At 35.8% G+C, this 24,971-nt stretch carries 29 protein-coding genes; all 29 read right to left on the reverse strand.

Translation table 11 applies throughout. From position 1 onward, the window contains the following. Positions 1 to 364 precede the first annotated feature (364 nt). Positions 365 to 1,981, reverse strand: coding sequence for a hypothetical protein (locus DVW83_RS07845; protein WP_104662118.1), 1,617 nt, complete (start codon positions 1,979 to 1,981; stop codon positions 365 to 367). Between the two features lie 398 nt (positions 1,982 to 2,379). After that, positions 2,380 to 2,559 carry a hypothetical protein gene (locus DVW83_RS07850; RefSeq protein WP_104662116.1) on the reverse strand — a complete coding sequence of 60 codons (180 nt, stop codon included), beginning with the start codon at positions 2,557 to 2,559 and terminating at the stop codon, positions 2,380 to 2,382. Between the two features lie 15 nt (positions 2,560 to 2,574). Next, a complete protein-coding gene (locus DVW83_RS15965) occupies positions 2,575 to 2,775 on the reverse strand; it encodes a hypothetical protein (RefSeq protein ID WP_002338055.1) in 201 nt (66 codons plus the stop codon). 163 nt (positions 2,776 to 2,938) lie between these two features. After that, the gene (locus DVW83_RS07860; protein WP_137239233.1) at positions 2,939 to 3,646 is read right to left on the reverse strand and encodes a hypothetical protein; all 708 of its coding nucleotides are present in this window, start codon (positions 3,644 to 3,646) and stop codon (positions 2,939 to 2,941) included. Then, positions 3,639 to 4,076, reverse strand: coding sequence for a hypothetical protein (locus tag DVW83_RS07865; protein WP_002332738.1), 438 nt, complete (start codon positions 4,074 to 4,076; stop codon positions 3,639 to 3,641). Before DVW83_RS07865 ends, DVW83_RS07860 begins: the two co-directional genes overlap by 8 nt. 15 nt (positions 4,077 to 4,091) lie before the next feature. Next, the gene (locus tag DVW83_RS07870) at positions 4,092 to 4,295 is read right to left on the reverse strand and encodes a hypothetical protein (protein WP_104662115.1); all 204 of its coding nucleotides are present in this window, start codon (positions 4,293 to 4,295) and stop codon (positions 4,092 to 4,094) included. A 20-nt stretch (positions 4,296 to 4,315) separates the two neighbouring features. Then, positions 4,316 to 4,522, reverse strand: a complete 207-nt coding sequence (locus tag DVW83_RS07875; protein WP_002325537.1) for a hypothetical protein — start codon at positions 4,520 to 4,522, stop codon at positions 4,316 to 4,318. Positions 4,523 to 4,966: 444 nt separating this feature from the next. Next, positions 4,967 to 5,227, reverse strand: a complete 261-nt coding sequence (locus tag DVW83_RS07880; protein WP_002296240.1) for a hypothetical protein — start codon at positions 5,225 to 5,227, stop codon at positions 4,967 to 4,969. Between the two features lie 365 nt (positions 5,228 to 5,592). Further along, on the reverse strand, positions 5,593 to 6,090 hold the full coding sequence (ssb, locus tag DVW83_RS07885; RefSeq protein ID WP_137239235.1) for a single-stranded DNA-binding protein: 498 nt from the start codon (positions 6,088 to 6,090) through the stop codon (positions 5,593 to 5,595). Positions 6,091 to 6,092: 2 nt separating this feature from the next. Then, a complete protein-coding gene (locus DVW83_RS07890) occupies positions 6,093 to 6,992 on the reverse strand; it encodes a nucleotidyl transferase AbiEii/AbiGii toxin family protein (RefSeq protein WP_002326884.1) in 900 nt (299 codons plus the stop codon). Between the two features lie 12 nt (positions 6,993 to 7,004). Further along, positions 7,005 to 7,598: a type IV toxin-antitoxin system AbiEi family antitoxin domain-containing protein gene (locus tag DVW83_RS07895; protein WP_002326883.1), complete on the reverse strand. Its 594-nt coding sequence runs from the start codon at positions 7,596 to 7,598 to the stop codon at positions 7,005 to 7,007. 75 nt (positions 7,599 to 7,673) lie between these two features. Then, entirely contained in the window at positions 7,674 to 7,823 is a 150-nt protein-coding gene (locus tag DVW83_RS15225; RefSeq protein WP_002295632.1) for a hypothetical protein, read from the reverse strand. Positions 7,824 to 7,838: 15 nt separating this feature from the next. After that, on the reverse strand, positions 7,839 to 10,043 hold the full coding sequence (locus DVW83_RS07900; protein ID WP_002326882.1) for a type IA DNA topoisomerase: 2,205 nt from the start codon (positions 10,041 to 10,043) through the stop codon (positions 7,839 to 7,841). A gap of 10 nt (positions 10,044 to 10,053) precedes the next feature. Beyond that, entirely contained in the window at positions 10,054 to 11,514 is a 1,461-nt protein-coding gene (locus DVW83_RS07905; protein WP_010729212.1) for a toprim domain-containing protein, read from the reverse strand. A 60-nt stretch (positions 11,515 to 11,574) separates the two neighbouring features. Continuing rightward, positions 11,575 to 14,265, reverse strand: a complete 2,691-nt coding sequence (locus tag DVW83_RS07915) for an ArdC-like ssDNA-binding domain-containing protein (RefSeq protein WP_174784268.1) — start codon at positions 14,263 to 14,265, stop codon at positions 11,575 to 11,577. 12 nt (positions 14,266 to 14,277) lie between these two features. After that, the gene (locus DVW83_RS07920; protein WP_010729215.1) at positions 14,278 to 14,472 is read right to left on the reverse strand and encodes a hypothetical protein; all 195 of its coding nucleotides are present in this window, start codon (positions 14,470 to 14,472) and stop codon (positions 14,278 to 14,280) included. A gap of 180 nt (positions 14,473 to 14,652) precedes the next feature. Further along, positions 14,653 to 15,048: a hypothetical protein gene (locus DVW83_RS07925; protein ID WP_002351395.1), complete on the reverse strand. Its 396-nt coding sequence runs from the start codon at positions 15,046 to 15,048 to the stop codon at positions 14,653 to 14,655. Further along, a complete protein-coding gene (locus DVW83_RS07930; RefSeq protein ID WP_137239238.1) occupies positions 15,049 to 15,384 on the reverse strand; it encodes a hypothetical protein in 336 nt (111 codons plus the stop codon). Between the two features lie 11 nt (positions 15,385 to 15,395). Continuing rightward, entirely contained in the window at positions 15,396 to 16,988 is a 1,593-nt protein-coding gene (gene mobP2, locus DVW83_RS07935; RefSeq protein ID WP_081129242.1) for a MobP2 family relaxase, read from the reverse strand. A 19-nt stretch (positions 16,989 to 17,007) separates the two neighbouring features. Next, complete coding sequence (locus DVW83_RS07940) at positions 17,008 to 17,430, reverse strand: hypothetical protein (RefSeq protein ID WP_002332779.1); 423 nt, start codon at positions 17,428 to 17,430, stop codon at positions 17,008 to 17,010. 17 nt (positions 17,431 to 17,447) lie between these two features. After that, positions 17,448 to 17,726 carry a hypothetical protein gene (locus DVW83_RS07945; protein ID WP_002332780.1) on the reverse strand — a complete coding sequence of 93 codons (279 nt, stop codon included), beginning with the start codon at positions 17,724 to 17,726 and terminating at the stop codon, positions 17,448 to 17,450. Between the two features lie 256 nt (positions 17,727 to 17,982). Continuing rightward, positions 17,983 to 19,044, reverse strand: a complete 1,062-nt coding sequence (locus tag DVW83_RS07950; RefSeq protein WP_174784269.1) for a hypothetical protein — start codon at positions 19,042 to 19,044, stop codon at positions 17,983 to 17,985. 17 nt (positions 19,045 to 19,061) lie between these two features. Then, positions 19,062 to 19,292, reverse strand: a complete 231-nt coding sequence (locus DVW83_RS07955; RefSeq protein WP_063627757.1) for a hypothetical protein — start codon at positions 19,290 to 19,292, stop codon at positions 19,062 to 19,064. 22 nt (positions 19,293 to 19,314) lie between these two features. Continuing rightward, on the reverse strand, positions 19,315 to 20,121 hold the full coding sequence (locus DVW83_RS07960; protein WP_137239240.1) for a hypothetical protein: 807 nt from the start codon (positions 20,119 to 20,121) through the stop codon (positions 19,315 to 19,317). Positions 20,122 to 20,131: 10 nt separating this feature from the next. Beyond that, entirely contained in the window at positions 20,132 to 20,776 is a 645-nt protein-coding gene (locus DVW83_RS07965) for a hypothetical protein (RefSeq protein WP_098379753.1), read from the reverse strand. Between the two features lie 16 nt (positions 20,777 to 20,792). Beyond that, positions 20,793 to 21,998: a glucosaminidase domain-containing protein gene (locus tag DVW83_RS07970; protein WP_098379752.1), complete on the reverse strand. Its 1,206-nt coding sequence runs from the start codon at positions 21,996 to 21,998 to the stop codon at positions 20,793 to 20,795. Next, positions 21,998 to 24,022, reverse strand: coding sequence for a VirB4 family type IV secretion system protein (locus DVW83_RS07975; RefSeq protein WP_137239242.1), 2,025 nt, complete (start codon positions 24,020 to 24,022; stop codon positions 21,998 to 22,000). Before DVW83_RS07975 ends, DVW83_RS07970 begins: the two co-directional genes overlap by 1 nt. Positions 24,023 to 24,043: 21 nt before the next feature. Next, complete coding sequence (locus DVW83_RS07980) at positions 24,044 to 24,637, reverse strand: hypothetical protein (RefSeq protein WP_137239244.1); 594 nt, start codon at positions 24,635 to 24,637, stop codon at positions 24,044 to 24,046. Next, positions 24,638 to 24,970 (reverse strand): hypothetical protein, encoded by a 333-nt coding sequence (locus tag DVW83_RS07985; protein ID WP_137239246.1) that lies wholly within the window; start codon positions 24,968 to 24,970, stop codon positions 24,638 to 24,640. Position 24,971: the final 1 nt, after the last annotated feature.

The following is a 24,971-nucleotide window of genomic DNA, read 5'->3' on the forward strand; positions in this document are numbered from 1 at the left end:
TTGTGGTTAAAAACATTGTACCGTAAAAGGGCTGTTACATGGCCTTTTATCTTTTACACAATTATATGGACTTTATCCTTTATTTTCTGTCCATCTGTAAACTTAATCATTTTTCTACCTCTTTTTTATAAAATTATAATACCCGCTCTGAAATGATATTCAATAAATGTTGGTTTGTAACTCTTATTTATTCTTTTGTATTTAATTTCTGTATTTAGTAGATCATTTTTCTTAATTAAGAATACTCTGTTGCATTAACTAGTTGACCTTGTAACTTTGTTTAATATCATATCATAAAAAAAGTCCAACAGGGTATACCCTGTTGGGATTTAAAAATCAGATTTCTATTTACTGAGTTAGTAATTTATTTTTTATTTTTTTCATAAAGCACATATTTTAAAGTATTCCCTTCACGATCTTGGACATGAACAGCGATCGGGTGATAGTTCCAGTGCAACCATGGTGTTCCAAATTTGTTTACATCTTCATTCAGCTTGAGCCCAGCAACTATATAATCCGTTTTCTTTTCTTCTACATATTTATTTTGTTGATCCATACTCTCTTGATAAACGTTGTATGGGATATTTATGTTCATAAAATACTTAACATTTGGAACAATATTTGGGATTACTGAAAATCCATAATCAACAAACTGATAATTCAACAGAGTTACATTTTTCTTTCCTTTCAAATACTTAGCAAACTCCAGCTGGGCAGGGACTTTAGCATTTGGATTTGTATTTTCAGCATTTTTTATTTGGATACTTGGTCGATCAGTAAAAAATCTCATATCTCTAAAAGTATCATTTGAATTAAACATTAATACAATTCCCAAAATAATAACACCTGATAATAGAAAATTAGTTACAATAGGCCTTCGAATTTTATATCGAATCATTAAGTCTCTTAACAAAACACAAAATCCTAAAAATCCAACCATCAATACGACTAAATCTAACAAAATATAGTAGTTCAATGGTATACCACCATAGAAAATAAAATAATTAGTGCATATAAATATAAATATCCATAATACTTTAAAAATAATTTGCTTAAAGACTACCTTGGTAAATAAAAGATAGACAGATCCTATAATTAAAATAGACATAATAATTTTGTTTGGCCACATTAATGTAGCAAATATCTTCAATGTGTTAAAAAAACGACTAAATATATTTATATTATTCCCTTGATCAACTAATTGTGGATATAACATCATGTTAAACTTAAAATAAACAAAATACATTTCATGTAAAGCATGGTTAATTATAAAATACAAAAGAATTGGGATACTCACTAACAAAAATCCTAGTAGACTACAAATCACTGCTTTAATTACTTGTTGATAGTCTTTCTTTAATAGATAATATATTCCGAAAAAAATAAAAAAACCTATCCACGGACTAATCAACGTATACTTTATCCAAAATACACACCCCATAAGCAATCCTTGAATAAAAAATTGTTTACCTTTTATTTTTCCGCCAGTATTAGAGATAGATATAATTAAATACAATAACCCAAGCACAAAAGGAAAAACAAATTCTTCTGCACTATCTCCTGCACGGAAATAGTCCTTATTTAACAAAATTAGTGGAGTCAAACAAGTGGTAACACAGGATATTTTTTCTGAAAAATAATAATTGCAAATTTTAAAAAATAAAATCATCGAAAACGCAAATGAAATACTTTCTAACAAGTAGACACCAAAAAAGGAAGTTGCACTCATTTTATAAGCAATTGCATGAATGAAATACAAAAGTATACCTTTTTGTTCAAATAAATCTTTATACGGTACCTGACCGTGTACTATTCCTTTTCCAACTGAGAAAAAAGCATTAGCATCTACCCAATCGTTTATGAAATAAAGTGGAGAAGACTTAGAAAATATTAATATGATAAAAAAACTAAACAAGGTAAGGAACATATAGTACTTTTTTTTCCACAATTTATGATTGTTTATTTTGTATAAGATCTCCATAATTCTCCTTTCAAATTTATTTTTAGAACACAAATTTGATTATTTTCTTTTTATAAACTGTAATTAGCAAAATACATCAGTAATAAACCAAACACTAAAAAAGCAATGCAACCTAACAATAAGAAAATTGGTATAAATACTGAAACCCAACTGATATTCACTTTACCTTTAATTTTTAATAATGCTGACACTATGCTTATTACAAAAGGAACAGCTATAACTAGGAATATTATGGTAAAAAATATTGACATTAACAAAACCTACTTTTCTATTTTTATAGATATAATGGCGTTACTATAATTATACCATCATTATTATTGTAGAAACTTTTTCTTTGAATAACATTGTATAAAATAATAAAGTGATGTCACTTTGATCAATGTGGAAGAAAAGTGATATCACTTTCTTAATACTGGAATCTCAAAGCCTGCTTTTTCTTGCTCAACAAGCATGTCTAAAGCTATACACATAATTTTTGACTCACTTTTATTATATTTCTTCTTGAGTCGTTGTAATTCTTTTTGTCTCTTTTCATCTAATGTCACGGGTAACCGTTTATTTCCTATTGCAATTGGCATTAGTACTCTCTCCTTTCATCGAAATAACCCTATGAAAAATATGGCTGCAATCAACTTGAATATTAGACTCACAAGGGCTAACACAAAGCGCCAAAAGATCAAACAAAATATCAGTATTCCTAAGAATACTACGAAGTTTAAATGTACAGCTGCACCATGACGCATAAGTATCTCGCCAATACACAGTACGAACAACAGAGGAATGATTTTATTCATATGGATCTCCTTCTTTCTCTTAGGTTATCGGGCTTTGCCCGCTTATTTCGCACCACCTAAGCGGCGGGGGCGGTTGGAGCGATTGGTGCGAAATAAGAACCATTCCCTTAATTTCAAGGTTTTTGTTCTTATTTCACACATTCTCACTTTTCGGTATAAATGATTATTGCCTTTTTTTCCTTTCAAATCGTTGATATGGCATTCGTTTACGGTCAAGTTCATTTTGGATTTCTTCTGTATCGTCGTAAGTGTAGGTATCTAAAAAATCAGTTAAAGTCGTGTACCAGTCGTCGCCTGGGTTATCTACTTCTTCTACATATTCCCTCAAAAATACTTCGGGTACAGCGAGTTCATAATCCATTCCCATTAACACGATAGATTCCGTCCCACACGTCAAAAATCTAGTAAATACAAGATAATAATCGTCTATCGTCGCATTTTTGCTGTTTAGCTCTTCCATTTCTTCTTCCATTAATTCCATGCTCTCAAAAATTGAATAATATTCTGATTCTGAGTAATAGTGTTTCCTGCAAATCGTGCAGCTGACAAAGTTTTCGACCAGTTCACTCCTTTCTAGGTAAACATTCATGATGTATTTTTCTGTTTCTAGTCGTAGAAGCTCCGTTCCTTTTTTTACCGTTTCAGGACGATGTTTATACACGTCTAAATAATTATTGCTGACTGTGACCTTCGTTTGACTCGTTTCACTTTCCAAATACAATTGTTCTTCGACTCTTTGAATAAAGTACTTCATTTCTTCCATACAACTAAAGTCTTTTTGAATCCGTCTGATTACTTCATTCAAATGTTCTTTGTTTGTTAAAAAGTGTGACACATCTTCCGTTGTTAGTTGATAAATCACCTTATTCATTTTCGTTGTCCTCCTTTTTCATGGTGTAATAGGCGCCATACTTATTGATATTTTCAAAATAATCTAACCATTCACTTGAAACAGTCTTGGCTTTTTTCGTTTCGACAAATTTCCCATACGTTAGTTCTAAAGCTTGATATTCAGAAGGTTTAATAGTGCTTGGTTTGACACCTACTTCCAAGCATAGTAAGGCTTGGAAAAACCATTTTGCATTTTGTTTTTTCAGTTCTTCCAGTGTTCGATAGTACGTCGCAATGAGATTCATTTCGACACCTGATTCAATCATTTCTTCCACAGCTACCGACAATCTTTCCTTATAATGTTTTTTTGGAACACGTGTCTCATGGTATAGGAATGTCATATCCTCCATTTTTTGTGCCATTTTATCCAAAGGTAATTTGACAAATTCGTCATAGTAATTTTGAGCCATATTTTTTTCTCCTTTTTAGTTCTCTAATTTGGTTAACCAATATTCGTTTTCATAAGTTTCCATGTTTTCTTGATAATGCAGTTCATATCCTGCAATCTTCACTAGGTCTTCAAATAGCATAGTCGGTGCATCCTCTACTAAAGGGGTTTCTATCGTCCAGTACCGCGGAATAAGTAAAGCTTCTGCTACTTTTTCAGAAATGACTTCTTTTACAGTCAATAATTTATGTTATGTTTTCATCAGCGTTTCTTTCCTTTCTCATCAATCAAAATATAATCGCCATAAGACAAGGTGTATTTTTTTCCGCATGTTGGACATTGATACAAACGATAGCTTTTGATACATTTCGCTCTTTGTCCACAATCGCATTCGACAGTATGTGGTGCATGATAGTTTGGGAATAATTCGCTGAAGGGAACACCCCAATAATCAAATTTCTTTCGCATGATTGATTCTGCCTCCTCTTAGGAAAGGTTTTACTTCCTTTCGTTAGTTCTTTCTTTATTGATTTGTTGGCCAGAATGAATCAACGAAAAGCGACAAGGACAAGGGCGCGCAGCGTGCCATTTACCCTTGTCCTTGTCGCTTTTTGGTGATAAAAGGCAACTTGTTGCCGGTCTGGCAAATCAATAAAGAGATAACGAACAGGAACGAACCTTTTGGTGAGAGGAAGTTTTTTCTATTTTGTCTTGCTTTGCAAGACCCTTTATCTTAGTGAACGTGCAACGTTCACTTCCTTTCTTCTCGAACGGCGGTGGCGGTTGGAGTGAGAGAGGTTTTTCAATTGAGAAGGCGCTCGCGCCTTCCTAAAAAGGCCTTTTCATTTTTCTTGTTTCTATGTAAAACAAAAAGAGCTGCAGTCCTACATTAGGATTGCAACTCTTCTTTTTTTATATGCCCATCGATCGCGTAAAATGATCGGGATTTCTAACATACATGCTAGCAATAACTAGCTGATTTCGTTTATTGAAGTGACCTGTGACGGCAATATTGTATTTTCCATCATCCATAATTAGCAATTTATCGATAATTTCAATATCTGCAACTACACAATTAATCGATTCATGAATCGTTTGTAAAGTAAAGCGAACCAATAACGGTTGCGTTTTTATTACTCGGATTTTATCAAGCAAACCAACATATTTGTTCATCACAATCACCTCGCTAAAATTATAGCAAAAATCCAATCATTTGGATATTTCAATTATGCTATAATAGTCTTGCTGTCTGCTACCCCGGCCTAATCTGGCAAGGGGAGGAGGTTATAGGTTTGAAAATTCTTTTTGATTTTGTTTTTGCAATCATGGCAGAAGTAGCCGCGCACTATATCTGCAAATGGCTTGATTGTAAATTTGCCAAGAAAGACAGTAAGCCTACCCGTTAATTCTTATAATAGAAACGTAAAAGAAAACCACTAGCCCGCCAGCTAGTGGTTTTTGGTTATAGATTGAAAATTCTTTTTGTTGACTAAATTATAACATAAACCGTAGCAAATGCAACCAATAGAAAATGCTACTTAGAACGGTAGATCATCATCGCTAATATCGATTGATTGTCCACCAAATGGATTCCCAAATGGATTCTGTAAAGCGTTCAATCCATTGTTATTAGGCGTCGCTGTATCCCGTTGTTCAAAAGTGGTGGTGCTTGGACTGGTGGACGATTGATCAGCGTGCGCACGTCTTTCTGTCGCTGCTTTGCTTTCTAATAGTTGGAAATTATCGGCCACAACTTCTGTCACATACACACGTTGTCCTTGCTGGTTGTCATAAGTCCGCGTTTGAATCCGCCCAACTACACCAATCAAACTACCTTTTTTAGCTAATGTCGCCATTGTTTCTGCTGGTTTGCGCCAAATCACACAGTTAATAAAATCAGCTTCTCGATTGCCGTTTTGATTCGTGAAATTTCGGTTGACAGCTAGGGTAAAAGTCGCTACTGCAGTACCACTCGCGGTATAACGTAAATCTGGATCTTTGGTTAAGCGTCCTACTAAAGTTACATTATTGATCATCTTTATCTCTCCATTTCTTGATTCATTTGTTGTGATCTTTTAAACTGCCGTTTTCTTTCTTGATTTTCAATTTTGATCACACTTTTCATTAGGTGATCAATTTCGTTGACTGTATCTGTAAATGAAATGGAATTCGCAAACGTGTTAACTGAGCGATATTTTTCCCACTGCTTTTCCAAATAGTCATTTCCTCTGATCTTATCCATTTCTCTTTCATAATAAAAGGACAACGGTTTTGTATCCCCACGTTTTGTAAATGTATTTCGAACACTTTTGTATAACTCTTTCGTATCGATATTTTCTAGTTTCGGAATGGTAAATAAGTCGTAGTAATCTTTTGCTCTCGAATTATCTGTGCCAAAGCTGAACGTAGCACTTAGCTTTTCTGCAATAATTTGTGCTGTTGGATAAGCTGGAATCTCCACTTTTTTATCTTCAAACATTAATTGGTGATAGTGTGTATCTACTTCAGGATAAATAGAATCTCCTGTTGTCACGTCCATTTTAAATGGCACACGTACTTTCTCTAAATTAGCCACCAATTTAATTTGAAATCCAGGATAAAAATCGGCTTCTCTTGTTTCCTTCATTCCTTGAATAGAGAAAACAATACCTTCTTTCGTGGGTTTCCTAGTTAAATCATTAAAAATACTCTTCAATTTTTCTTCAGTTAATTTGCTATTTCTAAATGTCGTGTCGATATCAATTGTCGTCCTTCTATCGATTCCATATTTTGATCCTAATAAAAAGCCACCTTTCAAAATGAAATCATTTTTATACTTAGATTCAGAAATTTGTTCAATTAAACGATCCATCATAAAATGCCGTTGTACTAACTGTGCATTTAATCCTGTCCTCTTTGCTAAATTTCTTGTTTTTGCTGCAAATTGTGTCGGTGTCATCTTTTTCCTCCATCAATATAAGCTTTGCATATGGTATTTCATTTCTTTTTCTACATGTAGTTTTGTCATATAATCTCTTAATTTGCTTGGATCTCTCAATGGATCTCCCATGTACTCCTTTAATGCTTCTAATTTCATTTCGTATTCAATTTCATATCTCGGATTCCAAATATCACAAAGTGTACGCTCTTTATCATACATAGTGATAGGATTTCCTTGAAAGGAAGTTCCCTCCACTTTTCCTAGCTCGTAAACTTCTTTCTTCACGAAATGAAATTGTAACTGCTGCTCTTTTGTAATTGAACGATCAACGTTATATCCATGGGGAAAAGTTAAGTGAATGAATTTCGGCATATTCGTAGAAAGCTGGTAAATATCTAAAGTCGTTTCATGAGAGAAGATTCCCCTGGAAAATCGTTGCTGAAGCCAAAATAAATCATCTATTCCATGACCATCCTCTACATAGTAACCACGATCAACTTTGATCAATTTTCCTTGATTCACCAATCTTTGTACAGTGGTTGCTGCGATTCCAAATTTTCTGGCTTCCTTCATAGATAAATTTCCATCGCGAATAGCCAACAACTCTTTCAGTTTATCTTGCATTTACTTCCCCTCCTTTCGTTACAAATACACTACATTAAATATATCATGATAGTGTATTTGTAACAAGGTTAATGTCTATCGATCTAATTCAATTTCTTTTTGAATCCGCTGCTGGTTCTTTAATTGCTGCAGTCTTCGTTTGCTGGCACGCATTTTTTCCTGTTCTGAACGAATTTTGGCTTTTTGATTTTCGATTTCTTGTTGTTTGTGTGTTGTATTACGCATAAGATTAACCCTCCATTATTTTGTAGTGCGTCGTGTTCTTTTCTTGAAGTTCGTTTTTTTCTTTTCAGAAAATTCAAAGCCTGTAGTGAAGTCTTCTTTTAAAACGATCGTTGCTTCAAACGAACCCTTCTGACCTTTTAACCCTTTCACTGGTTGGCTTGTTCGGCCATTTTGAATGATCTCCTTCAGCTGTGTCGCTGTGAGTTTTTTTTTCGCAATCGTTGTCCAACATTTAAAATCACAGGCTTCAGACGTACAAGCTGCCACCTTTTGATAGAGTAAGACTTCTTGTTCCTGGCATTTTGGACAAATTCCTAAATGACGCGCGGCTTCTTGCTTTTCACTGGCTGCTTTCACTTCTTGTAACGTCGATCCAAAATCAATGGATTGGATTTGTCCTGGGACGACTTCCAATAAGTGAGAGACAAATTTTTGGATATTGGCTAGAAAAGTGGTTTGTGTTCCTTTTCGTTCACCGATCTTTAACAAGTAGCTTTCCCATTTGGCGGTCATTTCGGCACTCGTAAGCAGCGGCTCTTTTTCCACGGCTTGGCAAAGCAAAACCCCTTTATTCGTCACCACGAGCTTATTTTTCTCTACCTTGATATATTCCTTTTGTTTCAAGGTTTCAATAATATTCGCCCGTGTCGCTTCTGTACCGATTCCTTCCACTTCTTTCAATATGGATTGCGCTTCTTCACTATCCACGGTTTTCCCAGCTGTTTTCATCGCAGTGATCAACGTACCTTCGGTATAAGGTTGTGGTGGCTTGGTTTCTTTCTCAAGGACTTGTAAATCTACCGTCACCATTTCTCCTTTTGTCACTTTAGGAAGTAGCGGCTCTTCTTCCTTCTCTTTTCCGTCGCTCTCTTTGCCAAATAACTTCTTCCAACCTAGATCTATCGGTACTTTTCCGATTGCCTTTAACTGAAGCTGCTGAACTTGCGTCAAGATTGTTGTTTCTTCATAGGTATATTTTTCCGCAAACATCGCCACGGTTGTTTTTAACACTTGTTCATAAATAGCCTGCTGCAGTGGACTTAGTTGTTCAAAAGCCGCTGCTGTCATAACTGTTTTTGTAGGAATGATTGCGTAATGTTCCTGGACTTTCTTATCGTTCACATACCGACTATTCGGCGTATGAATAGGGGTTGGAATTTCTTCAGCCCTCAAAAAATGCTTGTATTCGTCTAAGTGATCCAACAGATACGCATATTCCCCTTCCGTAATATAAGGGGTATCCGTTCGCGGATAGCTTAGATATTTCCCTTCATACAAGCCTTGCATGGCTTCCAAAGTGTCTTTGGCACTAGCTTTCATGAGTTGATTCATTTTAGACTGAAGGCTAGATAGAGAAAAAAGACGTGGACTTGCCGCGCTTTTTTTCTCGGTTTCAACTTGGCGAATCATGCCTGGCTGTTTTCCCAATTGAACCCCCTTTTCTTTTAAATAATCTTCAAATGCTTCTTGCGTCGCTTGGGTTTCATTCGGATCAAGCTTCGCATCAAATGCGCCATTTTGAGCGATTACTTCGGCTTTTCCTTCAAAATAAGGTTCTTTCTTGAAATTTCTAATCTTTTCCTGCAATTGATAAATCATGTAAAGCGTTGGGGTTTGGACTCTGCCTAAGGAAAAACTTCCTGGTATGCCTTTTTGCTGCAAGAGTAAACTATACAGTGGGCTGCCGTTCATGCCGATCAACCAATCAGCGATCTGGCGTGCTTGTGCTTCTTCAAATTTCGGATAGGTTTCTCCTGCGTCTCTTAACTGCTGAAATCCTTGATAAATAGCTTCTTTTTCTAAGGAGTTGATCCAAAGTCTTTTAAAGGTCTTTCCCTGCTCTGCGCCTGCTTGTTGAATGATCGTCCAAGCGATCAGTTCCCCTTCACGATCGCTATCTGTCGCAATAATAATGGTGTCGGCCGATTGAAGTTGCTGTTTCACCACCTTGAATTGCTTTTTCTTATCTTTAGGAACATGATAGTGATAATGTGTAGGGAAAATAGGCAAATGTTCTAATGACCATTGTTTCCAATTTTCATCGTACATATCGGGCGAATCTAATTCGACTAAATGACCAAAACCATACGTGATCACAGTTTCACCAGGAAACAATCGATCTTGGATTTCAAAATACCCGTCTTTTCGAGTGGCTTTAGAGAAGCTATCGGCATAAGCTTTCGCTTGTGACGGCTTTTCTGCTAAAATAACGGTTTTCATCATGACGATTTCACTCCCTTTCTTGTTGTCTGCCTTGTTGAAACAACATGGCACGTTTTTGCTTTCTGATTTCTTGTTGCTGGATCTCATGCTTCAATTGATCGTTCCAGTCCTTTTTTACTTCAGGTACAAATTCATGTTCATGATTTTTATAGCCTTTGTAGTATTGTTCTGCTTTATAAGAGAAAAGAATCTGCGCATTAATATCCCCTTTTTCTTGATAAAAACGATCAAAATCGTACGTACCATCCACGCGTTCACAAACTTTTAATTCTTTTGCGACTTCTCTACAAATATCTTTCAAATTAATGGCTTCTATTGAATCGTTAACAGAAAGCTGCTGGCCAAAAGACGCATTTACTTTGTGAGCGGAAACCAGTTGATTCGTTAATTGCAGATTGTTTTCTGTCTTGTGTATGGCCATAATAGCTTCTGGTGTGACCTTTTCTTCTTTTGCGACTTCTTCATAAATGATTTTGTATTCTTTTGGCACTTGCCAATCATTAGCGATTCCTCGTTCACAACGTACTTTCTGATTCGTAAATGGATCGACTGCGCCCATTAATTGTTCTTTTTCGTAGAAAATATGTCCTGCACGGTCATTATCCACACAAATCTCGATGGATTGAGGAAAGGCTTGTTTCTTTCTCAATTCAGATACTGCCTCACCAAAATAATGACTAATCACATGGTGTTTTAACCCTTCCATAGAGACTAACCACGTATCGTTTAACTGATCACGATTCAGTGCAGCATAGCTAAGTAAATCAATACTACTCTCAAAAAATTTTAACTGTTTAGGGTTACCGATCTTTAGGTTAAATCCATGATTCGCTGTCGAATTTTTATCTATATGCTTATATGTGCCTCTCTCACCAAAACGTTCATAATCAATGAACGTTCCTTGATAACTAGCCCCTACTGTCTCTTTTGTCTGTGGATCTTTCCATAAAAAGGCGACCGCATGATCTAAACGATCGTCTCGAACTAAGAAATTTTGCCGTTCATGTTTTGGCTTTAGTTCGGCAATCAATCCTTCTTTTTCTGCATAATCAATCAACCAATCGGGCAGTTTTCGTTCTTCCTTCAGATAATTCCTTCCTTTTTCTGTGAGTGGTTGATAATCAACGGGGTGATCTTTGTACTTTTCTGTCTCAAAATGAAGATTTTCCACTCGTTCTGTTTTGTCTTCATTCTTTAGAATAAAATCAGTAGCTGCTTTAAATTGTTGCTTAGGATCTTGAATCTCTTTGTCTATGAAAAAAAGTTTAGCTAATTCAATAATGTCGCCACTAATATTTTGACTGTTCCAATAAAAACGTTGTTTTCTTCGATCAAAAACAAATGAATCATGGTCTTCTAAGCGATAGTCTCGTCCTTTATTGACTACAGCCATTCCATTGTTTCGAGCAAAATCCACTATATCGATCTGTTTACATCGATCAATGAGACTCATTTTTTTCTCGGTCATTTTCAAACCTCCCAAAAGAAAAAAGACTATCCGTTTTTCAGATAGTCTTTTTTACTTGTTTTATACGCGTTCTTTTTGTGACAATTGTTGTTCATAATAGATTTCATTTTTTCGTTTGGCCACTTCTGACACTGTTTCAAGTGAAAATCGGAATGGATTTCCTAGCGCAAACTCTTCTGAAGATAACGCCGTTTGGATCTCTTTTCCATAACTTTTTCCTTTTAAAATCACTTGATTATGCTGAGGATCTTCAATAAACGCCGCTTCCTTCAGGTGTAATGTTCGACCTGTATTTTCTTCCATGACTTTTCCATCTTTTTTATCAATCCATAGAGTACCTATTTTGACTATTTTCTCCTTCTCTATTTCTGATCTATCTTTAAGTTTCTCAAATACAGGAACTTCCATTCTATTTCTAAAATAGTATTGACTTATATTATCACTTACTACATATAAAGCATCTTCCGAAGAATGATTGTCGTAATGGTTTAATTGTTCTGTAATTGCTAAAGCTTCCTTTTTCTCTCCTAAGTTTTCTTTTGTCAGTACCTGTTGATTCTCTTTATAGACCGTCAATAGTTTTTCAAACTCTTTTATTAAAATCGGACGTGTTTCTTCATGATCTGAAAACCAATGTCGGTAAGTTGAGACAACCACTCCTGCTTGTTTTTGTAGTTCTTTTGTTGCATTATCCAGTTCTATATTACCGCTTTGTGGTCGTTTTTTTTCTTGGTCATATTCTTTTTCTCTGTATTGATTGATTTCCGTAGAAATGGTTTGAATGAATTCATTTGCGACACGGCTGACATCATTCATGATTTTCCCACGTTCCGCGGCTTCCTTATCATCCAAAGTCTGACCATTCTTCGTCCATGCTGCAATGTAAGGAATAGCCTTTTCCGACGTGTCCATTCCAAAATGTTTGCATACAATATAAGAAGTCATTTCTGCCTGCAGTTCTTTGGTTGCGGTGTCTAATTCTGAAAATTTGTGCATTCTAGCATGTGCTAATTCGTGAATACTTGTCGCTAAATGCTGCGTAGGAGTATTTCGAGTATTCATGACGATTTCTTCTTCGCCAGTAAATTCGTTACGAACGTACGCCCCACGTGCTTGTCCTAATTCTCTTTGATAGATTTCACTCTCTGACATGTCTCGAATTTGTATCCCAATATTGTTGGCTACCGCTTGAATCCCAGCTTGAAGTTCTGACTGTCCTTTAGTATCTAATTGAAAGTCAAAGACACGGTTCGGGAAGATTTTCGGATAGTCTTCAGGTTTCAACTGTGTTTGTGTGATATCAAACACTTTTTCAATCGTGTAGTAAGGTTTTTTGATCACTTCGATTTGACCACTTTCGATTCGTTTTTTATCTTCTGGTGTAGCCTCTGTTTCTCGAACAAAGCCGCGTCCTTTCTCATAAAATCCTTTGACCGTTTTTCTGACAAAGATCTTGTTTCCTTGTTCCCCTTTTTTGATATAGATTCCTTCTTTTTTCAACGCGGCACGACCTAAACAAGCCGTTGCACCTGGAAATTGTTCCTCAATCAATAATTGATTTCTAAAGGATCGTTCTGGAAAACGAGACATAAAGTTCAGAAGTTCTTTGACGTCTTCAGGAGAATGAGTGTGCTTTTTCACCGCATCCAGTGCCTGTTGCGAAAGGGATTTAACTTCTTGTTTAATCTCTTCTGCCGTTCGTTTTTGATAGCCCTTTTGTTTTGTTTTTGTTTCTTTCGACTGCATTTGTTCTTTCGTAATAGGTTCATTTTTAACCGTTTGTTTTTGTTCCTTCTCAGGTACTTGTTCGCACAATTTTGCTAACTCTAAATAGATCGGTTGATTACTGTTGACGCCATCCCCTAGATCCATTCGGATCTGATCTACTACTTCTCCGTTCTTCACTTCTTCAAAATAGAATTTATAATAACCTGCTTCTGCACCGTATTGGTTATCCAACGTTTTAAGTTGATCGATCAATTCGAATGTTACGATCTCCCCACCATAACTTTTCAATCCTTTTTCTGGATCATTTTCGTTGAATTCTACTCGATAGAAATGATCGTTTTCTTTCTCCTTCAGAGAATCAGTTGGCGCAGCCTCTTCAAGTAATTCACGAATAGCTGCTTTTTCCTCTTCCGACGTGGCTTGGTATTTTTTTGATTCCTCAAATTCCCCGTTTTCATTCAGTTCTAAAGCGACTTTTCGATAGCCTTTCAGAAAATAAATGGTCGGATTTTTTTTCCATTGCGTTACTCGTCCGCTGTCAATGATCGCTTGTACTTCAGGGAGGATATTTTCTTTTCCTTTTACTGATTTTTCTTTCAGCTGTTCTAATGTTTCCAACTTCCGTTGATATTTTCGGATCGTGGCGGCTGAAAAAGACGATTCACCTTTTTCAAAGCGTTCGATTTCTTCTCTGATTCTTGGAATATTCTCGATCGTCATATCCAGTCCGCCGTACTTGTTATAGCCCATTTCCTTTAGCTCTTCTTGTCTTTCAAGTTTTTCTACCTGTTTTTCTTGTTGCTTGATCTCTTCTCTCAGACTATGCACTTTATTTTCGATTCGCTCTTGTTGCCTAAACCAAGAACGCCCATTTCTCTTATCGTTCATTGGTTGACCGTTGGTCTTTCTTTGGTGTTCAACCATCTTTTCGATTTGTTCGTTTAATTCATTTTGCAATCGTACTAATTTTCTTTTGGATTTTCCCAATCGACTATTGTCTAGTGGTTCTTTTTCTTCTGCCATGTCCGTTTCCTCCTAAACAAATGGATAATCTTCTGCCGCATCGACGAACGTCTTCGTAGTCAGATTTAACGTTAAAATATCGCCACTTTGATACGCTTTTGCAGCTTTGTCTGTGACTACAAAAGCTCTATCTGTTTGAATTTCTGTCACAAAAACGAGATTGTCTCTGCTTTTTTCAACAACGACACCAATAGTTGAATGAGTCATTTCTTCTTCCTCCCTTCCCTTTGGAATCTCACTTCCATTTGATATAATAAAATTGGAAACCGCACCACTCAGTGAACTGGCGGAAAACAATTCACTGAAAAAAGAGTCCTAGACAAATTATGTTCAGGACTCTTTACTTCTTTTATTCAATTAACATTCCGTAAGTAGAACAATTTTCTTTTACTTTAGTAGATTCCCTCTGACCCAGTCGATTAAGATATGTGCTAAGGTTAAGCCGATATATCCTATAATGAAAGCGAGTAGAAATAGCGCGATCCACATAACAAAATAAAGCGGACTGTGAGTTAACATTTGGAAATAGTGTTGCAGCTCTTTTGATTCTTGAATTTGTTTTTGGTAACCTCCAAAGCTTTTAAACACTGAAAAGAATTCCACAATAAAAAAGAGAATTGCCCCAATGCTCCCTTTTAAAAAGTATTTCCCTTTTGTCTTAGGAAACAAATATTTTTCAGTGACAAAATAAAATTTGTCTATAAATTTTTCTTGTTTTTCTGTTAATTTGTTTTCAATCATTACTTTTCCTCCATCTATTTCAAGCCTCTTCTTTTTATCCAATTAGCATTCCGTGAATGACATAGATTCTTTAATGCTTTTACATGGGAAGTTATTGATCCCCTCTTCATTCATTTCCCAGGTGGTATAATAAGGAACTAATTTTTCCTCATATTCTTGAATGATAAAATATTTTTCACCATTTACATGATTACAACAGTACACGCCAGTAGCTGGGTACTCAACAACTAAAAATTGATTTGGATCAAACTGTTCGTTTCTCAACATTTCTCTTATCTGAAACAAATGCTCTTTTTCCAAACAATCGGGAAGTTGTTCGATTCGTTCTTTTTTTAGTGATCCTTCTATGACTTTCCATTGATTCAAATATTGTTTCATTGCTATTCCTCCTACTGTCTTTCTTGTTCCATTTGAATTCTTCGTTGTTGCTCTTCGTATGCTTTACTTGCATGGTATTTTTCTTCATGGGCATTAATCGTTCGATTTAATTGACGCAAACTCCGCTGCGTGACAACTCTTTGTTGGAATTGTTTCCTGCGCTTCATGAATTCTTCGTAACTATATTTGTATTCATTCGTTGGCAATTGTTTAAGCGTTCGAAAGGATCGTTCATTGTAAATAGATTGCATCTGATTGACACCTTCTATTAATGGTTTTATTTGACTATCCTGTCTCTTCAGTTCTGTTAGGATGGCATTTCCTGTGCGCTTTTTTAAATCAAAGAGGGCGTTTTTTTCTGCATCCTTTGATTCTCTCTTGCTTTCCCCATAAAGACTTTTTGCTTCTTCTTTCAATGCTTTTGAAATCTGTATATATTCTTGGTATTCAGGTTCTTTTGTTAACACATATTGGGTTAACTCATCGAGTTTCTCTCTTGTGTATGGTGAAAGTTTGGTTCGTTTTTCATCCCCGTAATTCCATTCCGAACGTTTGTCAGGTAGGGTTTTATATACTTCATTTAATAAGTTCATTGCGTGTCGATCGTAACGCGCTGGCTCTTTTACCACTTTTGTTAAGGTGTTACGCAAATCACTTTTCCGCGTCAATAAATTTCGTTTCTCCATACCAATCATTCGATCCTTTTCATAAGAAAAACGTTCTAACTCATGTACATAATTGGTCTTCATTGCGTCTAATGTTGCTTGTCTTCTCTTACCCTTCGGTACGATATAACTCACACCATTTTCAACCTCCGTGTAAGGTTTACGCGTATTTTCTTTTTCAACAACTGCAAAATGAATATGGATATGTTTGGTATTACGGTGAATCGTTGCCATCCAGTAGCCTGTTTCGTTCAGTTGCTCTTTCTCGAATAATGTCTCCATCATTTTTCTTCCAGCTACTTTTAATCCTTCTTCATCTAAAGTATCTGTTTTGGGATCGTACAATCCTATTTTTTCAAGATACGAATTATCATGAGAGACAACATCTTGATAAATGATTGAGCCTTTTTGTTGTCCTCTTTGGAAGATTTGCTTAATCTCCTTCAGATCACTTCCTTTCACTTCGTCTGAAGCCATAGAAAAAACTCCAGGAAGGTTTCCTGAAGCCTTTTTGTGTGGCTCTGTTTGATATTTTTTTATTGCTTGGTTCAAGCGTTGGTATTCTTTTTGTTCACTTTGCGTCAGTTCTTTCTTTTGTTCTAACGCATAGTGACGGGTCATATAAGAAAGATATTTGGTAAAATCTTGTTCCTCTAACTTGTCAAAGTTGATTCCATTTTCCATCAACGATTGAGCTTCATTCGACGTTTCGCTGAATTCTTTATCCGTCTTACTCTCCGAAAAAGTTTCTCCTTCAGGAATATAAAAATCCTCTAAAGCATTCTTGATTCGTTGCAGTTCCTGTTCTTCGTCGGGCGTGCGTCGTTCCTTTTCTTCCAGCGCTTTTTCTCTTGTCATATAATCAATGTATGTTGAAAAAGATTTTTTATTGGGCAAGGTAAATTGACAAGTGAGAATGACTGCAGGCGATTTATTCATCATGTTCCCCTTCTACTTTTTATCTTTTTAAAAACTTTGTTGGATCAAACGGGTCTACTCTGGCATGAACAGATTCATTTATTGGTTTCTTGATCTTAGGAGAATACTTTTTCGTTTGATTCGCTTTTATTTTCCCTTCCACACGCTCTTTTGCTTCTTGATAGACAGTTGAATTTGTACCAATTAGTATTCCTGTATCTTTCAAATGAAGATCCGCAAACTCTGAAACCATTTCGGTTAAAATAGAAATTTCCTTTCCCATTGCATTCAACTTTGCGTTCGTCATATTATTATTTTTTTCAATTTCTGGATCGTAATTCATACATAAAAATCGAATGGCTTCAGAATAATTTTTTACCGTAGGTTGAGTTTCCATAATATGTTTTAAAACTTCATCGTGCGCTTCATAAAATGTAATATGCTTTTCTATCGCTTTAACCATAGAACATTATCTCCTTCCTAATGTGTGATTAATATTTCAATTAAGTTCTTGACCTCGTTCGTGTATGCTTCCAAAACTTTTGTATTATGCAGCTGAACATCTGTAAATTTTTCCAATAAACGATCAAATTGATCTTTCTTGTAGTCCATTAAAGGACGCTCAAAGTCGTTTTCAATCAATAATTTTAAGTAGTCATTTCTGCTCCATTTTGAGTCTGTTTTTGTCCTTAACTCTTCACAACGTTTATCAATTTCATTAATGTACTTGGTATTAATATCTCTGATAATGATATCCATATGATTCTCCTTTTTACATTATGGATAGTCTATGGATGGTATCCATAAGCTATCCATAATATGGTTTTTTGCTATCCATAGACTATCCATGAAACTCAATTTTTGATATCAGATTTTTCCCTTAGAAACGTGGTAGGCACAGCCTACCTAGCACCTTTCGTAAGAAAGTGATATCACGTTTCCTTATGCTCTTTAAAAAATAAGAAAAACTTGCTGTTAAATCATTTGTAAGGAATAGCTGCTACAATTTTTCTGATTACCTGAAGTTCTTGTTCATCTGGTTTTGTAGAATATGACTTCCATCTAGCCACACTTTTCCGATACCATACCGTAGGAACGCTTCGACTTCATAAAAATTGTAGACCTCTTTTCTTCGGTCAATAAACTTCCTTTTTTGCTCTCCTTGAATAGAGTCTTTGATTTCCTTATTCGTAAATTCTTGAATACTCGTGTGAACAGTATTCGTATGAAGCAACCCATCATACTTCCCATAGTCAACATAGTACTCATAACCAAAAAGTGTTGGTATCAAATCAATATCTATTTCTTTTTCAATTGAACGTTTAATGAATTTTGTAGAAACATACCCGATTAATGCAAGAACACAACCAAACACAAATAAATACATATATTCATTAATAAATTGAATGAACGTTGTCAGAAAGTCCTTCAATCCCTCTATCGTTCTTCCTGAGTGATCTATACATTCTATTAGAGCCGTTAGAATACTTCCTAAAACAATGAAGTCAAATAAACTTTTAAAAAGTTTGCTCATTGTTAATTTTTGTTTGATAATTTGTAGAAGTAAGTGACTTAAAATAAACGCGAATACTATAACAATCGATGTCATTAGCACTGTAAAAATATCTGACGGCGAAATCCAATTTGGATCTCTTATCAGGTAATAGGTTGTTCCAAATATCCCAAACAAGTAAATAGCTAAATCGAAAACAAGACGAGCAACATAACTACAAATTTTTCCAAATGGCCATAATTGTAATGTCCAAAATTCTTTTCGCTTGATATTCGATTTCAATGAAAACCAAGTGTGTTCCATCCAGTCATTGGATCGTATTTCAATTTCTTCTTTAAATTCCTTCTTCATTTCTTGCCAATGTGACGGCATAAATTTGCGGATCTTTAAACATGAAATCATCAACACAATGCACGATAGGAAACTCATAAACAAAAATGATAAATCTTTATTGATAAACCAAAAGAAAATTGGAACGACAATCACAGCGAGACTAAAGAAAAAACCAGCTATACCTACGGTGATATAGCTGATCCATAAACATTTTTGATATACTTTTTTCACATAAAATCCTCCTGTTTTTATTTACTGTCAGCTGTAAAATATTTTTTTGCAGCTAAATATAGAGTTTCAAATGATCTGAATTTTAATGTGTCTAAACTCTTTCTACCATTCTTCAACTCAGATATTGTTGTGTTAGATAAATTCACTTCTTGACAAATGTCTTTAGCTTTTACAACTTTTAGATAGGCTTTAATCAACACTTTCTGCTCAGCGAAAGTATCTTTTCCGACCAAATTCACTCGCTTCATTTCTTTCACTCCACCTGTTTTACTAAATATTTTCTTTTATCATACGATCAATTTTTTCTTGAAGTTTTTGAATGATCTCTTCTTGATCTTTCATTTGCGTTTTCGATGTTTCAATTTCTTGCTGATAACCATTAATCTTGTTTTCAGTATTTTCCTGATCCTCTGCGATTTGATAAGTCAATTGATCTTTTAATTTCTTCACTAATTCTTCATTTAAATCAATGGTTGCTTGGAAGGATTCAATTTGTTTTTTTGCTGCTTGTTGTTCTTTCTTGTATCCTTTCACTTTGTAATTGATCGCATGTTGTTCATAATCCTCATCTTTCACTCGATCTTTGACCTTATCTTCGTGAACATAATAAATCAGATCTTGCGGTTCCTGCATATCTACTTTTGGATCAATTTTCTCAGGAATAATGGTTAAACGCATAGCGATATATTCTTCTGGTACATGCGTTAACTTCACAACAAAATAATCATCAGACACCTTTATTACTTTTACTTTTATTGCTTGATAATCGCCTTTTGCTGTCTTTACTTCTACCTGATAATTAAGATTAGCCAGTTCTTTTAACAAGCTTTGATCTTCATCATCGATCGCAAATTCAAAAACTAATTGCTGGTTCGCTCCTTTTTCTTTCGATACCATTGTCAGTTCTTTCGTGTTTAAAAATGCGTTCGTGCTTACCTCATCTGGTATGTCTACCTTCTTGTGCGTATAAATCGGACTAGCAAGAATCAAAAAGCCGAGAATCATAAAGATTCCCAGCCATTTAAGATAACTTTTCCGTTTTTTGAAACGTTGTCTTGCTCCTTTTTTCTTACTCATTTTCTTCCTCCTAACGAGTGAAATAACTAAAGTCTGTGACTTTCCATTGATCATCTATTTGTTTTTCAGTGACAGTTAATCCACCTTTTATTTTTTGTGGTTTGACATCTTTGAATTGAGGATTGCCGATTGTATAATCAACAAATACAACAAAATTTTGTTCCTCTTTTACACTGCTTGTTTGAGCGTAAGTTTGCACGTCACCTAATGTAAAGGAGTAACTTCCGTAATCATCATGTTGGTGATCATCGTCTGCAGGACTTAATTTGTCGATCACTTCTTGAGTTGCGACATCTTTTAGTTTTTCCGTTAATTCATTTCTACTTAATGATTTATCAATGGCCAATTGACCAAACTCTTCTGCCATCTTTCTTTGTGATTCAGTTACTTCCTCTTTTGCTTTTGTGCCATCTTGTTGCTTCAGCTGATCGATTTCTTGGTTTTTCTCATTGATGGTTTGATTTAACTTGTCGATCTTTGCCTGTGCCTCAGAGGAATTTTTTTTGAGCTTCTCAGACGCGTTTTTAGCCACTTCTTCAATTTTATAGGTATTTGTTGTCTGTTCTTCTTTAAGCTGCCAAAACAATGCGATATTGCCGATTAAACTAATACTAATTGCACTTATTAAGATGATTTTTAACGTTTTATTTTCCATTGTTTTTTCTCCTGATCTATTTTTTACTTCTATTCAAAAATGGTAATGGATCAATCCACGTACCATCATCAATGAATGCGTGACCTTGTGCTTGACGCCAATCCATTCGCGTAAATCCTAAATGCAAGTGTTCCGTATCTCTAACTGCAATTACTTGACCAACTTTCACTTGATCTCCAACCTTCACACGAGAATTTCCTGTACTATTCGCAAATTCTTGATACACCATATTTAAACCGTCATAATTAATCACAATCACACAGGCCCCTAAACCTGAAATACCAGGATTGCCAACGTACACGACTTTTCCTCCATGCACCGCGTGAATTTCACTTCCTGGATGATCGACTGAACCAAAATCTAATCCATCATGGAAACCATTTGGTCGGAACTCTCCCCCTGGATTCGTTCCAAATAATTGACCACCGCTAAAGGAACTTTTATCTAAACTGCTGCCAGGGAATGGATTCGTCCATTCACCAGTAATTGTTCCGTTACTATTACCACCTTCACCCCAATGTTTGATGGCGAATTCATCATATTCAGTTAGTTTATTGGTATTAATAATAGACATACAATTTTTATAATACGCACTGTCTTCTGTAATTCCTGCGGCGGCATAACCCCCTCGTCCTAAGATCAACAAGCTTGCACCAGGACTTTTATTTCCTACGCAGGCATTAAAATTGGACTGTGTGGCTACCATGAATCCATAGTACGAAAATGCTGCTTTTGAGTTGGGAAACTTCATGTACCAGCCGCCTTCAATCCCACCAACTCCACGTGCAGTTCCCTTTGGGAACAAGCAACCATCAAACCAGGTGATCCCGAAAAAATTTAAGTCGTTTTTAGCAGATAATGACGTTCCAAATGCCGACTCATACCCGTATTGGGAAAGGATTACACTTGGTAATAATTTATATTTCACTGCTGCTCCTACGGCATATTGCGCAATCTCATCAGAAAAAGGGCCTCTTCCTTTGATTTCTTTATAAATGGGTAATCCTTCCGAATATTCTCCTGTAAAAGCTTCGCCACCAGTACTTGAATCTGAATCAGAATTATCAATCGACCCCGCCGCAAGTATTAGAAAAAGGGTCACAAACACAGTGATCAAAATAGTCATCAGACCTGCAGAAGTACCAAACAACCATAAAAATAAGCGCCGCTTTGCACGACGCTTGACATACTGCTTGATTAAACTTTCATTTTGGTTTTCCATTATTTTCCTCCATCAAACAATTTTAATTGACGTTTATTCGGACTAAAATGAACACGAATGGTTTCTTTTGATCCAAAATTGATCACAGCGTCTCCTTGATTTTGTTGAGGAATCGATTCTAATTCTGAGTTCGTCATTGATTTACCAACTAACCCTTCTATATGACGTAAAATAGATTCATCCATACGCATAAAGATCTTCGTAGAAGAAAATTCAAAGACTTTCTTCAGTTTCGAGAAGTTATCGGAAGACATGTTTTCTGGTACCATCTCTTGTGGGGATTGTGTAGCTAAAACAGTCATTGCTTCTACTTTACGCATTTCTCGTTGAAAGTTTGTGACATAGTTTACCGTCTCAATGAAATCTGGATTAATCGCATTATGGCACTCATCAATCATCGCCAAGAAGCGTTTGAAGTCTTGTTCTTCCATTTGTTTTTCTTTAATTAAGCGTCGTTGTCTTCGTCCTTGAATCAATGCCTGATTCCAAATCAACGTCATCGCCATGTACATTTGACATTGTTGTACCCCACGATCTAAGCCTGTAATAGAGTCAATGTCAAAAAAGACCAACTGTTGTTGGTCAAGGTGTTGAATCGTACTATGACCATCAAAAATCATGCCATACGTCTCACATAAGGATTCTACGATGGATTCCATTTCTTCTTTTCGATTCTTTTTCTCTTGGGAAGCACCTGGTAATTCCAGTTGTCCTAAAAAGTCTAAAAATTCTTTGAACGTCGGATAATCTTCTGGATCCTTACCTGTTACTTGCGTCTCAGTATTTGAACGCGCATTCGAAGAAGTAAAGCCGCGTGGTACTGTTCCATACTCTTCATAAAAACGATTTAAGTAGGTCTTAAATTCTGCTTTCATCGTTCCTTTTAGCTGAGGACTCACTAACTGTACCTGATAGACCACTTTGTCTAAGTGCGTTTGATAGGACGCTGCTTCATTGATCTTCAAATCTTTGACTGATCCATCGTCATATAAACTGGATGCTTCATCATACGTCCGTGTGGCAAATATCTCTAAAGGATTGATCATCCCGTCAGATCCGTCTAAACGCACCATAATGCCATTATATTCCTTTAAGAAAGGAATAAAGTCTTTTCCCTTTTCAAAGCCCCAAATAAAGTCTCCTGCAGCTAAATGGGCTTCCGCGATCATTTTAAGAACGGTCGATTTACCAGCTCCCATCATTCCTAGAAGCAAGGTATTAGTAGACAACCGTACACTATTTTTATACGTCGCATTCCAGACAAATGGGCCGCCTGTCATGGTTTCCCCATATTGTGTACCTCCTGGATCTTTTAACGTTTGGTGGTGGAACGGGAAACCTCCGCCAATGTTTAACGATGGTAGTGATTGTCCTTTGATATTTCCGAACCATTCAGCTTGTTCATCGAACATGGTAAACATCGATTGCCAATCTCGTTTGGTTTTATGCAGATAAGTCACCGCACGATAATCCATCCCTTTGAGATTTTCGATCAGTTCCTGCGCTCGTTCATCTACTTCTTGAATCGTGTTTCCGTAAACATGTACTCTCACTTTGACTTGTTTAGAAATTTCACCATTAGAAGTCAATTTTCGAGCATATTCCGCTAGTTCCAGGTATTCTTCTGCGCTTTTATTTCGGTCAGTCGCTTTTCGTTCATTATCTGATCGATCATTTAATTCATCTAATGCGCGGTTAATTTGATCAATCACTTTTTGCTTTTCATCTGTGCTAACATCTAGTGTCGCCACGGTATGAGGATTGTTCATGAGATTCGCCAGCCAAAAGAGGGTTGGGTTTTTCGTGTAATGGTAAACTGTCACGCATCGTGAGTATCCATTGCCATACGTCACGTATTCCTCATCAAAATTTAAACCACCTTGTGGCATCACTTGTTTTAAAAAATCTAAATCATAACCTTTAGATTTTAGAATTTCTATTTCACGATTTCCTAGTTGCTTTAATGGATCAATCACCTTTTGATTACTTTGCGGTGAAAAAGCTGTTTTTATCACATCTAGCATGAATCATTTCCTCCATCTTTTTTATTCGTCATTCATGTTGTTCATTCGATAAAGAATTTTGATCAATTCTTTTTTGTAGAGCGGTTTTAATCCTAGAACGCCACTAGATCGCATTAACTGACGATTTCTGGTTTGTAAATCCTTGATTGTCTTACCTTCAATAACGAAAAAGAAGCTTAGGTCAGGGCGTTCTTGTTCGGCGCGTTTCAATTCTTGAATTTCTTCTACTAATTTCTTTTCATATTTTCTTAACCGCTGTAGATTTCTTCCTAATGATTGTTCCATACGATTTTTGTCTAATAACTGTCTCTTTGATACAATTTGTTCCGTTAAATCCGTCTCCGTGGTCAAACTAACTAATTTAATCGTTGGCACATACGTACGCATGACAGTGGTTAACTGATTCATTCGTTCCAGTTTCTCTTGTTCATTTAATCCTTCCACATCAGTGGAAACCACACGATAATAACGCTGAAAACGATCTTCTTTAGTAATTAAGACGCCCTCTTCTGTACAAGATTTATAAGGAAATAAGTCCAAGATAGATCGTTCCTCTGGCTTTCCAAACTGCAAGATGGATTTCTTATCAACTAAATTTTGTCCTTTGACTCGCATTTATTCGTCCTCCTTATGCGTACCATGATAATTTCTGTTAGGATCTAAGGCATGGTAATGATTTTTATCCGTAAAAAAAATGGATTCTATAATCGCAAAAATCTGTCTTTGACCCGGATTGTTATAGGGACGCCAAACAATCACTAAGCCTATTGCAAGCCATAATCCATAATTCAAAAGGGCAAAAAAGAGTGGTAAATGGACAAGATTATTGACCATTTTTGCCCAAAAAAAGCAACCACCAAGTGTTAATAGATCGATAAAGAAAAATGCGAAAAACTTCCATTCTCCACTAAATCTTGGAGGATTTTTCATATTAATATATTTATCCATA

The sequence above is a fragment of the Enterococcus sp. VV15 genome (assembly GCF_005236045.1).
GTDB classification, from domain to species: Bacteria; Bacillota; Bacilli; order Lactobacillales; family Enterococcaceae; genus Enterococcus_B; species Enterococcus_B durans.

Coding starts and splice junctions, on each gene's coding strand:
- DVW83_RS07860 (WP_137239233.1), bottom strand. CDS start 3,646: ATGAATAAGGTGATTTATCAACTAACAACGGAAGATGTGTCACACTTT.
- DVW83_RS07945 (WP_002332780.1), bottom strand. CDS start 17,726: ATGGATATCATTATCAGAGATATTAATACCAAGTACATTAATGAAATT.
- DVW83_RS07960 (WP_137239240.1), bottom strand. CDS start 20,121: ATGAGTAAGAAAAAAGGAGCAAGACAACGTTTCAAAAAACGGAAAAGT.
- DVW83_RS07930 (WP_137239238.1), bottom strand. CDS start 15,384: ATGAAACAATATTTGAATCAATGGAAAGTCATAGAAGGATCACTAAAA.
- DVW83_RS07985 (WP_137239246.1), bottom strand. CDS start 24,970: ATGGATAAATATATTAATATGAAAAATCCTCCAAGATTTAGTGGAGAA.
- mobP2 (WP_081129242.1), bottom strand. CDS start 16,988: ATGAATAAATCGCCTGCAGTCATTCTCACTTGTCAATTTACCTTGCCC.
- DVW83_RS07940 (WP_002332779.1), bottom strand. CDS start 17,430: ATGGTTAAAGCGATAGAAAAGCATATTACATTTTATGAAGCGCACGAT.
- DVW83_RS07905 (WP_010729212.1), bottom strand. CDS start 11,514: ATGACCGAGAAAAAAATGAGTCTCATTGATCGATGTAAACAGATCGAT.
- DVW83_RS07850 (WP_104662116.1), bottom strand. CDS start 2,559: ATGCCAATTGCAATAGGAAATAAACGGTTACCCGTGACATTAGATGAA.
- DVW83_RS07890 (WP_002326884.1), bottom strand. CDS start 6,992: ATGACACCGACACAATTTGCAGCAAAAACAAGAAATTTAGCAAAGAGG.
- DVW83_RS07980 (WP_137239244.1), bottom strand. CDS start 24,637: ATGCGAGTCAAAGGACAAAATTTAGTTGATAAGAAATCCATCTTGCAG.
- ssb (WP_137239235.1), bottom strand. CDS start 6,090: ATGATCAATAATGTAACTTTAGTAGGACGCTTAACCAAAGATCCAGAT.
- DVW83_RS07970 (WP_098379752.1), bottom strand. CDS start 21,998: ATGGAAAACCAAAATGAAAGTTTAATCAAGCAGTATGTCAAGCGTCGT.
- DVW83_RS07975 (WP_137239242.1), bottom strand. CDS start 24,022: ATGCTAGATGTGATAAAAACAGCTTTTTCACCGCAAAGTAATCAAAAG.
- DVW83_RS07900 (WP_002326882.1), bottom strand. CDS start 10,043: ATGAAAACCGTTATTTTAGCAGAAAAGCCGTCACAAGCGAAAGCTTAT.
- DVW83_RS07915 (WP_174784268.1), bottom strand. CDS start 14,265: ATGGCAGAAGAAAAAGAACCACTAGACAATAGTCGATTGGGAAAATCC.
- DVW83_RS07845 (WP_104662118.1), bottom strand. CDS start 1,981: ATGGAGATCTTATACAAAATAAACAATCATAAATTGTGGAAAAAAAAG.
- DVW83_RS15225 (WP_002295632.1), bottom strand. CDS start 7,823: ATGCGTAATACAACACACAAACAACAAGAAATCGAAAATCAAAAAGCC.
- DVW83_RS07955 (WP_063627757.1), bottom strand. CDS start 19,292: ATGAAGCGAGTGAATTTGGTCGGAAAAGATACTTTCGCTGAGCAGAAA.
- DVW83_RS07880 (WP_002296240.1), bottom strand. CDS start 5,227: ATGAACAAATATGTTGGTTTGCTTGATAAAATCCGAGTAATAAAAACG.
- DVW83_RS07895 (WP_002326883.1), bottom strand. CDS start 7,598: ATGCAAGATAAACTGAAAGAGTTGTTGGCTATTCGCGATGGAAATTTA.
- DVW83_RS15965 (WP_002338055.1), bottom strand. CDS start 2,775: ATGAATAAAATCATTCCTCTGTTGTTCGTACTGTGTATTGGCGAGATA.
- DVW83_RS07865 (WP_002332738.1), bottom strand. CDS start 4,076: ATGGCTCAAAATTACTATGACGAATTTGTCAAATTACCTTTGGATAAA.
- DVW83_RS07875 (WP_002325537.1), bottom strand. CDS start 4,522: ATGCGAAAGAAATTTGATTATTGGGGTGTTCCCTTCAGCGAATTATTC.
- DVW83_RS07965 (WP_098379753.1), bottom strand. CDS start 20,776: ATGGAAAATAAAACGTTAAAAATCATCTTAATAAGTGCAATTAGTATT.
- DVW83_RS07920 (WP_010729215.1), bottom strand. CDS start 14,472: ATGACTCATTCAACTATTGGTGTCGTTGTTGAAAAAAGCAGAGACAAT.